Origin of the sequence: Vulcanococcus limneticus LL (assembly GCF_943369875.1) — a bacterium.
GTDB classification, from domain to species: domain Bacteria; phylum Cyanobacteriota; class Cyanobacteriia; order PCC-6307; family Cyanobiaceae; genus Vulcanococcus; species Vulcanococcus limneticus_A.
Genome location: NZ_CALROT020000014.1, coordinates 47,375 through 59,276, shown reverse-complemented (window position 1 = coordinate 59,276; position 11,902 = coordinate 47,375). Strand labels below are relative to the sequence as shown.

12 protein-coding genes are annotated in these 11,902 nt (G+C 73.4%); 8 read left to right on the top strand and 4 right to left on the bottom strand.

What is annotated here, in order from left to right:
- Positions 1-274: 274 nt before the first annotated feature.
- From ACLV7J_RS13820 to ACLV7J_RS13810, 3 genes are all read left to right on the top strand, one after another.
- A complete protein-coding gene (locus ACLV7J_RS13820) occupies positions 275-400 on the top strand; it encodes a hypothetical protein (RefSeq protein ID WP_411869653.1) in 126 nt (41 codons plus the stop codon).
- A gap of 62 nt (positions 401-462) precedes the next feature.
- Positions 463-786, top strand: coding sequence for a hypothetical protein (locus ACLV7J_RS13815; RefSeq protein ID WP_411869650.1), 324 nt, complete (start codon positions 463-465; stop codon positions 784-786).
- A gap of 94 nt (positions 787-880) precedes the next feature.
- Positions 881-1,270 (top strand): hypothetical protein, encoded by a 390-nt coding sequence (locus ACLV7J_RS13810; RefSeq protein ID WP_255128034.1) that lies wholly within the window; start codon positions 881-883, stop codon positions 1,268-1,270.
- Between the two features lie 54 nt (positions 1,271-1,324).
- On the opposite strand, the gene ACLV7J_RS13805 is transcribed toward ACLV7J_RS13810, so the two are convergent.
- Positions 1,325-2,311 (bottom strand): aspartoacylase, encoded by a 987-nt coding sequence (locus ACLV7J_RS13805; protein WP_411869652.1) that lies wholly within the window; start codon positions 2,309-2,311, stop codon positions 1,325-1,327.
- A 58-nt stretch (positions 2,312-2,369) separates the two neighbouring features.
- Between ACLV7J_RS13805 and ACLV7J_RS13800 the strand changes: the two genes are divergently transcribed.
- The 4 genes from ACLV7J_RS13800 to ACLV7J_RS13785 all read left to right on the top strand — a co-directional run bounded on the left by ACLV7J_RS13800 (position 2,370) and on the right by ACLV7J_RS13785 (position 6,366).
- Positions 2,370-3,362, top strand: coding sequence for a glutathione S-transferase C-terminal domain-containing protein (locus tag ACLV7J_RS13800; protein WP_411869649.1), 993 nt, complete (start codon positions 2,370-2,372; stop codon positions 3,360-3,362).
- Positions 3,359-4,033 carry a DUF2301 domain-containing membrane protein gene (locus tag ACLV7J_RS13795; RefSeq protein ID WP_411869648.1) on the top strand — a complete coding sequence of 225 codons (675 nt, stop codon included), beginning with the start codon at positions 3,359-3,361 and terminating at the stop codon, positions 4,031-4,033. Before ACLV7J_RS13800 ends, ACLV7J_RS13795 begins: the two co-directional genes overlap by 4 nt.
- Entirely contained in the window at positions 4,030-6,018 is a 1,989-nt protein-coding gene (locus tag ACLV7J_RS13790) for an ABC-F family ATP-binding cassette domain-containing protein (RefSeq protein WP_411869647.1), read from the top strand. Before ACLV7J_RS13795 ends, ACLV7J_RS13790 begins: the two co-directional genes overlap by 4 nt.
- 129 nt (positions 6,019-6,147) lie before the next feature.
- Positions 6,148-6,366 (top strand): CP12 domain-containing protein, encoded by a 219-nt coding sequence (locus ACLV7J_RS13785; RefSeq protein WP_411869646.1) that lies wholly within the window; start codon positions 6,148-6,150, stop codon positions 6,364-6,366.
- Between the two features lie 57 nt (positions 6,367-6,423).
- Here the strand turns inward: ACLV7J_RS13785 and cgtA are convergent, their stop codons facing one another.
- Positions 6,424-7,413 (bottom strand): Obg family GTPase CgtA, encoded by a 990-nt coding sequence (cgtA, locus tag ACLV7J_RS13780; protein WP_411869645.1) that lies wholly within the window; start codon positions 7,411-7,413, stop codon positions 6,424-6,426.
- Between the two features lie 146 nt (positions 7,414-7,559).
- Here cgtA and ACLV7J_RS13775 point away from each other — a divergent pair, with 146 nt between their 5' ends.
- Positions 7,560-8,813 carry an ABC transporter ATP-binding protein gene (locus tag ACLV7J_RS13775; RefSeq protein WP_411869644.1) on the top strand — a complete coding sequence of 418 codons (1,254 nt, stop codon included), beginning with the start codon at positions 7,560-7,562 and terminating at the stop codon, positions 8,811-8,813.
- Between the two features lie 80 nt (positions 8,814-8,893).
- On the opposite strand, the gene ACLV7J_RS13770 is transcribed toward ACLV7J_RS13775, so the two are convergent.
- Both ACLV7J_RS13770 and ACLV7J_RS13765 read right to left on the bottom strand, forming a co-directional pair.
- Positions 8,894-11,323, bottom strand: coding sequence for an endonuclease MutS2 (locus ACLV7J_RS13770; protein ID WP_411869643.1), 2,430 nt, complete (start codon positions 11,321-11,323; stop codon positions 8,894-8,896).
- A gap of 65 nt (positions 11,324-11,388) precedes the next feature.
- Positions 11,389-11,799 (bottom strand): VOC family protein, encoded by a 411-nt coding sequence (locus ACLV7J_RS13765; protein WP_411869642.1) that lies wholly within the window; start codon positions 11,797-11,799, stop codon positions 11,389-11,391.
- Positions 11,800-11,902: the final 103 nt, after the last annotated feature.

The following is an 11,902-nucleotide window of genomic DNA, read 5'->3' as shown; positions in this document are numbered from 1 at the left end:
GCTGGAGAGTGGTGGTCATGAGAACGGGTGGGAATGCACCAGACCCGAAGGCCAGGGGCGGTAAGTAGGGCGGTGAACCGGCCCCGAGGGGCGTGGATCAACCACCTGCCGCACTGTAACGGAAGATTGCGCGTTCTGTGAAGGGGGATTGAGCTGCGTCGCCCGGCCATGAAGTCCCATTGCGGGCTGAGCCACCGCCACAACAGGGGTCGGCCAGGCCCAGCCCAGGGGGCTTAAGGTTTTATTTGGAATTCAACGGAGACGTGCTTTGGTCTTGATCCGGTGGGACAGGGACGGGCAGCGCGGCGAGATCACCGTCCCCCTCCAGGAAGCCCGGGCCCAGCGCGAACAGCTGGAGCGCCAGGGGGCCGTCGTCTACTGGAGCGAGCGGCTGGCCTGAGGCTGGCGCCCCACCGGCGGCACTGCTAGGAGTTCAGCGCCATCCATTGCTGGTGCTGGCCCATGCGGCTGCGCGCACTGCCCTCCGGGGCCCTGATCTCCCTGGCCGTGCTGGCCCTCGGCCTGGGGGGCTGCGGCTGGAATCCAGGCGCCGAGCGCCAGCGGCTGGAGCGGCTGGAACTGCGGGTGCAGCAGCTGGAGCAGCGCCAGGCCCAGCCCCACGCCGACGACACGGCCGATCGGTCCGGCAAGCCGCCGGCGGGCGTGGTCAAGTCGCTCACCTTCCGCAGCGGCACCGACTCCGACCGGCTGCGCATCTACTGGGCCGATGGCAGTGCCTCCGACCTGGAATGCACCAAGGAGCAGGCCACCTGGGCCTGCGGCTGAGCCCGATCCGGGCGGCGTCCCAGGGCCGGCACCGCGGCCTGGACTCCAGCCCTAGAACGGCGGCGTCACCCAACCGGCCCGCGCCGGCACCGCCGTGATCGCTTCCCACCTGTCCCCCGCCCGACTGGGCCTGCTGGCCAGCCTGCCCGCGCTGACGGCCCTGAGCCTGGCCGGCGCTCCGGCCCTGGCCCAGGGCGTGGAACCCTTCTCCGGCGTGCGCGCCCTGAACACGGCCCGCAACGCCGCCATCAACCTCAACGGCGGCCTGTCCAAGTACCGGCCCGCCGCCTGCATGTTCGCCACCGACATCGCCGGTGGCGACTGCCTGCTCCAGCGCGACACCGAGGGCTATCTGTTCCGGTTCCAGGGCGGCGCCCCGGGCTGGCAGCAGCTGGGCCTGCCCGCCACCACCGAAACCGAACTGCTAGTGAGCCGCGATGGCCGCTCAGTGGTGCGCGTGATCTACAACGGCAAACCGCGCTGAGCGGGGACCCTTCCACAGCCCGCGCCAGGGGCGACGACCGCCCCGGTCCGGCCCTCAGGCCGCCATCAGCGCCGTGAGGGCCTCCCCCCAGGCGGGCTCGCACGCCAGCCGCTCGCGGTGGGTGAGGCTCAGGGCGATGCCCTTCTCGCCGTAGGCGGCCTCGTTGATGAACACGGGCCAGCGGGCCCCCGGGTCCGGCCGGGCCTCCACGGCCGCGGCGGCCGCGGGGTCGAACGCCTGGACGCCGCCATCGGGGCTCCAGAACAGGGGATCGCCGGGGGCCAGGGGCCACCAGTCCCGGCCCTGCCGCAGGGGATGGAGGGTGGCGCTGGGCCGCTGACCGGGCCCCTCACCCCCCGCTGCCGCCTCGCGGGGCAGATCGAGGCTGCCGTGGTGCACGTGCAGCGTTAGGCCCGCGGGCAGCCGCAGGGAGCGATCGCGGGCGGCGGCCAGGGTGGCGCAGGCGGCCTCCAGGGCCAGCTGGCTCTGGCGGGCGATGCGGGCCGTGACCAGGCCCTGGGGCACGGGCCCCACCTCGATCACCAGGCCGGCGGGCCACCGCTCCACCAGAAAGCCCGTCTGGGCGGCATCGGCCTCGTGCAGATACACCGGCAGGCCGAGCCGGGCCTGGATGCCGGCGGCCAGGGCCAGATCCGCCGGCCGGCGGCCGTACACCACCAGGGAGTTGCCCATGGCGCTGGTGGTGCTGTGCAGGTCGATGGCGACGGCGCAGGGGGCCGGCCCCTCGGGGCCATGGGCCGCCAGCAGCTCGCGGGCCCGCTGGATCTCCCGCTCCTGGCGCGCCGGATCGGCCAGCAGCGACGGCTCGAAGCTGCGGTTGAGGTCCCGGTCCAGGTAGCGGCGGTTCTCGGCGTAGGCCGCCGGGTTGCCGATCACCAGCTCCAGGGGCAGGCCGGCGCTGGCCAGCAGCTCGGGCTGGCGGCGCCACTGCTCCAGCAGCCAGGCGGCGTTGCGCTCGTTGCCGTGGGTGGCCGACACCACCAGCACCCGCGCCGCCGGCCCAGCCCTGCGCTCCCCCATCGCTCGCCCCGCCGCCACCGCTGGGTCAGCCTGGCAGGCGTTGCCGCGGCCTGCGCCCATGTCGATCCCCCCCCTAGTGGTGGCTGCCGCCCGGGCCGGCTGGCGCTGGCAGTGGCACCAGCTGATGGGCGGCCTGGGGCCGGCCGATGCGGAGGGGAACTACCGCCGGCCGGCGAGCCCCTTCGCGGAGCTGCCGCCCCTGCCGGGCGATGCCGCCAGCCCGGAGGGCCACGTACTGATCGTGGGGCGCAGCTGCCCCTGGGCCCATCGGGCCTGGCTCACCTGGGCCCTGCGGGGGCTGCAGGGCAGCATCCGGCTGCTGGTGGCCGAGCCCGATCCCCGGGCGGGCCGCTGGCGCTTCGCCGAGCCGTTTGAAGGGGCCGCCACCCTGGCGGAGCTCTACCGCCGCGCCGGCGCCGATCCGCGCCAGCGGGCCACGGTGCCGGTGCTGTTCAGCCGGGGGGGAGGACGGATCGTGCTGGGGGAGAGCGCGCGGCTGATCGAGCTGCTGAATCGCTGGCCCGCTTCCGATGGCGTCCCGGATCTGGAGCCGGAGGCCCTCAGGCCGGCCATCGGGCGCTGGCGCGCCACCATGCAGGAGGCCGTCAACGACGGGGTGTACCGCTGCGGTTTCGCCCGCACCCAGGCCGCCTACGACCGGGCCGAGGCCGCGCTGTTCGCCGCCCTGGAGCAGGCCGAGGCGGCCCTGGCGGCGCCGGGGGCCGGACCCTGGCTCTGCGGCGAGGCCCTCACCCTGGCCGATGTGCAGCTGTTCCCCACCCTGATCCGGCTGGAGCTGGTCTACGCGCCCCTGTTCGGCGTCAGCCGCAAGCCGCTGTGGCAGTTCCCGGCCCTGTGGGCCTGGCGCCGGCGCTTCCACGCTCTGCCCGGCGTGGCCGCCACCTGCTTCCCCGAAGCCTGGCGCGCCGACTACTTCGGCGCCCTGTTTCCCCTGCATCCCTCGGGCATCGTTCCGGCCGGCCCGGAGCTGGTCACACTGGTGGGAGCCCACCCCGTCGCCGCCGGCCCCCAGGCCTCCTGCCCGCCATGACCCGTGCCAGCGCCGCCGGCTCCCCAGGCCCGGAGTCGGGCCCCGATCCGGTGTTTGAGGGGGTCTACGGCCCCTTCACGATCACCGCCACGGACCGGCAGGAGGTGCTGGGCTACCGCCTGGCCCTGTTCACGGTCGCCATCGCCCAGGCGGCGCTGCTGGCCCAGTGGCACTGGCTCGGCACGGCCTGGCTCTGGCCCTGGCTGCTGCCGATGGCGGCGGGCCTGGGCCTGGCCCTGCGCTGGATCCACATCTACCTGCGGCCCCTGCACCGGGCCCTGCAGCTGTTCTGGCTGCTGGGCAGCGCGGGCTTCGTGGCCCTGGCGCTGGCGGCTGGCCCCGACGCCATGGCCGGCACCCTGGCCGGCGACGGCCGCTGGATCTGGGCCGTGGGTCCCTTCTTCGCCGCCCTGGCGGGCATCGGCTTCAAGGAGTTCTTCTGCTTCCGCCGGCCCGAGGCCATCGGCGTGACCCTGCTGCTGCCGATCGCCCTGCTGGGGCACCTCTCCGGCCTGCTCGACGCCCCGGCCGCCGGCACCCTGCTGGCCCTGGAGGCCGCCCTGCTGCTGGTGCTCACGCTGCGCAAGTTCCCGATGCCGGCGGCCGCCGATGTGGGCGACAAGAGCGTGTTTGCTTATCTGGAGGCGCAACGGCAGCCCTCCAACGCGTGAGCCTGATCAGCCTGGTGGGGGTCCGCAAGGACTTCGGCATCCGCACCCTGTTCGAGGACCTCACCCTGCACGTGGGCGAGAAGGAGCGGCTGGGGCTGATCGGTCCCAACGGGGCCGGCAAATCCACCCTGATGAGGGTGCTGGCGGGGCTGGAGCCCCCCGGGGCCGGGGCGCGGCGGGTGCTGCCCCAGGCCCGCATCGTGCTGGTGAGCCAGGAGCCGGAGCTCGACCCCGAGCGCACCGTGCTGGAGCAGGTGTTCGCCGAGAGCGGCGAGAAGATGGAGCTGCTGCGCCGCTACACCGCGGTGAGCGACGCCCTGGCCCACGCCCATGCCGAGGGGGCTGACGACACGGCCCTGCTGGCGGAGCTGGGCAGCCTCAACGCCCGCATGGACCAGAGCCAGGCCTGGGGCCTGGAGCAGCAGATCCGCGAGGTGCTCGATCGGCTCGGCATCGCCGACACCCAGCGCCGGGTGGGGGATCTCTCCGGCGGCTACCGCAAGCGCCTGGCCCTGGCGGCCGCCCTGGTGGCCGACCCCGATGTGCTGCTGCTGGATGAGCCCACCAACCACCTCGATGCCGACTGCATCCAGTGGCTGCAGGGCTACCTGGAGCGCTTCAGCGGCGCCCTGGTGCTGATCACCCACGACCGCTACGTGCTCGACCAGGTGACCCGCCGCATCGTGGAGGTGGACCGGGGCGAGGCCCGCAGCTACAGCGGCAACTACGCCTACTACCTGGCCCGCAAGGCCGAGGAGGAGGCCGCCGCCGCCGCCACGGAGGCCAAGTTCAAGGGGGCCCTGCGCCGGGAGCTGGAGTGGCTCAAGCGGGGCCCCAAGGCCCGCAGCACCAAGCAGAAGGCCCGCATCCAGCGGATCGAGGCGATGCAGGAAGCCCCCCGGCGCCAGCTGAAGGGCCAGATCAGCCTGGCCAGCAACCAGCGGCGCCTGGGCAAGCGGGCGATCGAGGCCGAGGAGCTGGAGGTGTGGGCCACCGACGAGGCCAGGGCCGCCGGCGCCCCGCCGCTGCTGCGCCACTTCAGCTACGACTTCAGCCCCGAGGACCGGGTGGGGATCATCGGCCCCAACGGCTCGGGCAAATCCACCCTGCTGGATCTGATCGCCGGGCGGCGCCAGCCCCACGGCGGCCGGCTGGAGCTGGGCGCCACCGTGAAGCTGGCCTACTTCGACCAGCACTCCGAGGCGGTGCTGGGCAGCGGCAAGGCCCTCGAGAAGAAGGTGATCGACGTGGTGAAGGAGGCCGCCAGCAGCGTGGAGCTGGACGGCAGCCAGCTGAGCGCCAGCCAGCTGCTGGAGCGCTTCCTGTTCCCACCGGCCCAGCAGCACCAGCCCGTGAGCAAGCTCTCGGGGGGCGAGCGGCGGCGGCTGCACCTCTGCCGGCTGCTGATCGAGGCGCCCAACGTGCTGCTGCTCGATGAGCCCACCAACGACCTCGACGTGCAGACCCTCACGGTGCTGGAGGACTTCCTCGAGGACTTCCGCGGCTGCGTGGTGGTGGTGTCCCACGACCGCTACTTCCTCGATCGCACCGTGGACCGGCTGTTCAGCTTCGAGAACGGCGAGCTGCACCGCTTCGAGGGCAACTACAGCGCCTACCTGGAGCGCCAGGCAGCCCAGGCCTCCGGGGCAGCCGGCAGCGCGGCGGGCACCGCCACGGGCACCCCAGGCCCCAGCAGCGGCGCCCCATCCCCCGCCAGCGGGGCCGGGGCCGCCGGCACCGACGACGAGCGCTCCGCCCCCGCCAAGGTGCGGCGGCGGAGCTTCAAGGAAAACCGCGAGCTGGCGGAGCTGGAGGCCAACCTGCCGGCCTGGGAGGAGCGGCGGAGCGCGCTGGAGGCGCAGCTGGGCAGCGGCGGCAGCGACTACGCGGCCCTCGAAGCCCTCACCCACGAGCTCTCGGAGCTGCTGGTGCGGATCGAGCGGGGCGAGGAGCGCTGGCTGGAACTGAGCGAGCTGGCGGGCTGAGGCCTCCGTGGAACGGGCCTGGGCCTGCCTGGGGCGGGATCAGAAGCCGGCCACAATCGGCGCCAGGCGACACCCACGACCCGTATGGTGTGGGCGATGTCGAACGGCCTGGCAGCTCAGGTCTGATTCATGAACAGCATCGACGAGCACATCGCCAAGGACCAGTCGGAGATCGCCGCAGCCAAGGCGGCTGGCGATGAGGCCAAGGTCCGTCACCTCGAAGAGGAGCTCAAGAGCCTCGAGGAGTACAAGGCCCACCACCCCGACGAGCAGCGGGATCCCAACTCCCTTGAGGTCTACTGCGACCTCAACCCCGAAGCCCCCGAGTGCCGCGTCTACGACGACTGAGCAGCGCGGGCTCCACACCCCGGTCAAACCCCAGCGGCATCGCCGCTGGGGTCCGGCTCAGATCCCCAGCTCCTTCCAGGTTCCGGCCAGGAGCTGATCCAATCCCTTCGACGTGGCGGCAGAGATCGCCAGCACCGGCCGGCCGCAGTGGTCGCTGGCCAGCTTCAGCTTCTCCTCCAGCTCCTCCTCCAGCAGCAGCTCAATCTTGTTGAGCGCCACGATCCGGGGCCGCTCATCGAGGCCGTTGCCGTAGGCGGCGAGCTCCTGCTCCACCACCGCCAGGTCGCGCACCACGTCGTCGGAGCTGGCATCCACCAGGTGGATCAGCAGGCACGTGCGCTGGATGTGGCGCAGGAAGTCGTGGCCCAGGCCCGCCCCCTGGGCGGCCCCGGCGATCAGGCCGGGGATGTCGGCGAACACGGTGCCATCGCCGGTGGGACGGCGCACCACCCCCAGGTTGGGCACCAGGGTGGTGAAGGGGTAGTCGGCGATCTTGGGCCGCGCCGCTGAGAGCACCGAGATCAGGGTGCTCTTGCCGGCGTTGGGCAGGCCGATGATGCCCACCTCAGCCAGCAGCTTGAGCTCCAGCTGCAGGTGCCACTCTTCGCCCTCACGGCCCTCGGTGAACTTCTCCGGGGCCCGGTTGCGGTTGCTCAGGTAGTGGGCGTTGCCGAGGCCGCCGCGGCCGCCCGCCGCCACCAGCAGCCGCTGGCCCTTCTCGGTGAGGTCCCCCAGCAGGATGTTGGTGCGGCGGTCGCGCACCTCGGTGCCGCAGGGCACCTTGATCGTGAGGTGGTTGCCGCTGGCCCCGCTGCTGCGGTTGGGCCCGCCGCGCTTGCCCTCCTGGGCCTCGAACAGGCGCTTGTACTTGAAGTCGAGCAGGGTCTGGAGGTTGGGGTCGGCCTCCAGCCACACGTCGCCGCCGCGGCCGCCATCGCCGCCGGAGGGACCGCCCGCCGGCACGTACTTCTCACGGCGGAAGGCCACGATGCCGTCGCCGCCACGGCCTGCGCACACGGCGATGCGGGCTTGATCGATGAACTGCAAAAGACCCTGACTCCCAAAAGGCTGAACGGCCTCCGCCCCGCGCAGCCGGGCCCCGCCAGCGGAGCTGACAAAAGCCTGCCTGCGGTTCCGCGGGACGGTTCCACTGATGCAGCAACCCTAGGATCGGCCCCTCCAGAGGGCCCGTCTTGGCAGAGGTTCGCTTCCAGCAGGTGAGCAAGACCTATCCGCCGCGGCGGGGAAGCGCACCGGTGGAGGTGCTGCGCCAGCTGGATCTCCACATCGCCGACGGCGAGTTCCTGGTACTGGTGGGCCCCTCGGGCTGCGGCAAGAGCACGCTGCTGCGGCTGCTGGCGGGCCTGGAGAGCCCCAGCTCCGGCGAGGTGTTCGTGGGCGATCGCTGCGTCACGGGGCTGCGGCCGGCCGAGCGGGACGTGGCGATGGTGTTCCAGAGCTATGCGCTCTACCCGCACCTGAGCGTGGCCGACAACATCGGCTTCGGGCTGCGGCGCCAGCGGGCCCGCACGCCGCTGCAGCAACTGGGCGACGGGCTGCACCGGGCGACCCGGCGCCTGCCCGGGCCCCTGCGATTCCCCTCGTCGCGGGAGGAGCGGATCGAGCAGCGCGTCCGCGCGGTGGCGGACACCCTGGAGCTGGGCGCCCTGCTGGATCGCCTGCCCAAGGAGCTCTCCGGCGGCCAGAAGCAGCGGGTGGCCCTGGGCCGGGCCATCGCCCGCCAGCCGGCGGTGTTCCTGATGGATGAGCCGCTCAGCAACCTCGACGCCAAGCTGCGCACCGGCACCCGCGCCCAGATCGTGGAACTGCAGCGGCGCCTGGGCACCACCACGGTCTACGTGACCCACGACCAGGTGGAGGCGATGACCATGGGCCACCGCATCGCCGTGCTCAACCGGGGCCGGCTGCAGCAGCTCGGCACCCCGATCGAGCTCTACCAGTGGCCCGCGAACCTCTTCGTGGCCCAGTTCATCGGCAGCCCGCCGATGAACCTGCTGCCGGTGCTGAGCGTGGGCGGCGGCCAGCTGCAGCTGGGCAGCAAGCGCTTCCTGCCGGAGGGCCCCACCGCCGACGCCCTGCTGCAGTGGCAGAGCCGCGGCGGCAGCGAGTCGCTCAGCGGCGGCCTGCGGGCCGAGCACCTGAAGCTGGCCCCGGCCACCAACCGCAACCTGCCCGCCGAGGTGAGCCACCGCGAGGCCCTAGGCAACGAGCAGCTGCTCACCTGCCGGCTGCTGGAGGGCGATCACCTGGTGCAGCTGCGGGCCGCGCCGGATCAGCCTGTCGCCGTGGGCCAGACCGTGCATCTGGAGGTGGATCCAGCGGCCTGGCGGCTGTTCGATGGGGCCGGCGAGGCCCTGCCCCGGCCCGCGGAGCCCGTCGGCGCCAGCGGCCCGGAGCCGGTGCTGCCGGATCTGCCGGCCGCCTGAGCGCAGACGCGCGCGGACCCAGCGCCGCGCACCTCAGGCTGGGGCGAGAACCACCCCGACGGCACCCCAGGGGGCCAGGATCACTTCGGCCAGATCACGCTGCAGCCCGGGCCGCCGTCACCCTGCTCGGCGTCGCTGACCCGCTCCACATAGGGCACCGTGGCCAGCCACTCCCGCAGGCCGCGCTTGAGCTTGCCGGTGCCGATGCCGTGGATCACCCACAGCGGCCCGTTGGCGGCACGCAGCTGTTCCTCCACCGCGGCCTCGGCCTCGTGCACGCGCATGCCGCGCACGTCCACCGTGTTGCGCTCGGTGCGCACCTGGGGGCCACGGCTGGCGGGGTTGCGGCGGCTGCGGATCTGCACCTGGGCCTTGGCGGGCTCCGGCGGTGCGGGCTTCTCGCCGTTGAGCCCCTCGATGGCGGCGAGCTCCAGGTTGAGCCGCAGCACGCCGCAGCGCACGCTGAGTTCGCGGCCGTCGGGGCTGAGGGCCAGCACCTCGCCGGCCTTGCCGAGGGAGAGCACCCGCACCCGATCGCCCACGGCGGGGCGCCAGCCGCGGTGCTCGCGCCGCTCCGGTGTGGGCCGGTGCTCCTGCTCCAGGGTCTTGAGGCGCTGGCCGGCGCGGCGGGCCGTCTCGCCCAGGGCCGATGGATCGGCACTGCGGCCCTGGCGCAGGCGGCGGATGATGCGGCGCACCTCCTGCTGGCCGTCGCGGATCGAGCGCTCCAGCTGCTCACGGCGCTGCTCCTGCAGCTCGGCGCTCTGCTCCTTCTGCTGCTGCCAGCGCTGCAGCAGCTCCTCGTGCAGCAGCTCGGTGCGGGCCAGCAGGGCGGCGGCCTCCTCGGCGGCCTCCTGCTGGCGCTGGCGCTGGTTCTCCAGGCCGGCGATCACCTGGTTCACCTCGCCCTCGCCGCGGGGGGCCAGGAGCTCCTGGGCCCGGTCCAGCACAGCCGGCTCCAGCCCCAGCCGCGCGGCGATGGCCAGGGCGTTGCTGCGGCCCGGGATGCCCCACTGCAGGTGGTAGGTAGGCGAGAGCGTGTCCACATCGAAGGCCACCGAGGCGTTCTCGAAGCGCGGATCGCCGTACTTGAGGGCCTTGAGCTCGCCGAAGTGGGTGGTGGCGATGGTGAGGCGGGCCCGCTCGGCCAGCTGGCGCAGCAGGGCGATGGCCAGGGCCGTGCCCTCGGTGGGGTCGGTGCCGGCCCCCACCTCGTCCAGCAGCACCAGGGACGCGCCGCGGGGATCGACACCGCCCGGGGGCAGAGCCGCCAGGATCCGCGCGATCCGCCGGATGTGGCCGCTGAAGGTGGAGAGGTTCTGCTGCAGCGACTGCTCATCGCCGATGTCGGCGAGCACCTGGGCGCACCAGGGCAGCCGCGGCGTGCCGCTGCAGGGCAGGAACAGTCCGGCGCGGGCCATCAGCGCCGCCAGCCCCACGCTCTTGAGGGTCACCGTCTTGCCGCCGGTGTTGGGGCCGGTGATCGCCACCACCCGCAGCTCCGGCCCCACCCTCACGCTCACGGGCACCACCGGCTGGCCGCCCTGGTGCCGGTGCTGCCAGAGCAGCAGCGGATGGCGCAGCTCCTCCAGCAGCAGTGGCGCGCAGGGGTCGGCCTCCAGCTCGGGGCGCACCGCGCCGAGCCAGGCGCCGTAGCGGGCCCGGGCCACGCCGTAGTCGAGGGCGGTGAGGATCCGCTGCAGCTGCTCGAGGGTGTCGGCCTCCTCGCCCACCAGACCGCTGAGCTCCTGCAGCACCGCCAGTTCGGCCTCGCGCTCCTCGCCCTCCAGCTGGCGGATGCGGTTACCCAGGGGGAGCACCGCCTGGGGCTCGATGAACACCGTGCTGCCGGAGGCGGAGCTGTCGTGCACCAGGCCCGGCACCTGACTGGCGGCACCGGCCTTCACCGCCAGCACCGGCCGGCCGTTGCGCTCGGCGATCACCGCGTCCTGCAGCAGGGACCCATAGCGGCGCAGCAGCCCGTTGAGCCGCTCGCGGCGGTCGGCGCGGGCGGCCGCCAGCTGGCGGCGTAGCTCCGCCAGGGCGGGGCTGGCCCGGTCGGCCACGCGGCCACCCTCCTCGATGCAGAAGCGCAGGCGCTGCTCCAGCTCCGGCAGAGTGCGCAGCTGCTCCACCAGGGCGGTGGTCACGGGCCGCAGCTGGGGGTCATCGATCTGGCGCCGCAGCCGCCGCGCCGCCGCCAGGGTGGTGGCCACCGCCAGCAGGTCATCGGCGGGGGCAATGCCGCCCTTGGCGCAGAGCGGCAGGGTGCGGCTCAGGTCGGCCACCCCCTGGAAGCTGAGGCCGCCCTCCGTGAGGCCATCGAGGGCCAGCAGTTCGGTGGTTTCCGCCAGCAGGCGCTGGCTGGCCGGCCGATCCGGGGCCAGGGGGAGGCCGGCGGCCAGGGCCCGGCCGGCCGCGGTGCCGGCAAAGCCCGCCACCTGCTCCCCCAGCCGCGGCCACTCCAGCAGCTCCAGGGCCTCGGCCTGGATCGCCGCGGACGGGATCACCTCAGGCTGGATCGCCTCAGGCTGGATGGCTTCAGAAGGAATCGCAGCAGCCAGGATTGACTCCCTCAAACCTGCGGGGCCCGCACCGGGATCGGCGCCGCGCCGACGTTGGAGGGCAGGCCCTCGGCCGGCTCGTAGAGCATCTCCAGCCAGTTGCCCTCGGGATCCTGCAGATAGAAGGAGGCCGTGCCGTCGCGGTGGTCATGCACAGGGCCGCAGCTGTGGCCGGCGGCCACCAGCTGCTCGCGCACCCGATCCACCTCGGCCCGGTCAGCCGTGTGCAGGGCGAAGTGGGGGCCGGCGGCGGTGTACGCCGGGCTCAGCAGGGCGATTCCGTCCCCGGTCACGGGCGACTGCAGGTAGGCCCAGTCGTCGGCATCCCAGGTGAGGCGCAGGCCCAGGGCCTGGTAGAAGGCCTTGGCCCGGCCCATGTCCTGGACCCGCAGGGCGACGTGCCCCAGGCGGTGGAGAGCCATGGCCTCGCTGAACAACGCTGCCCCCATTCAAGCGGCCACCCGGGACGGGCGGCGGGGCGGCTGCGGTGGTGGCCGACTGGTGGCCGCGGCCGCGGAGGGTCAG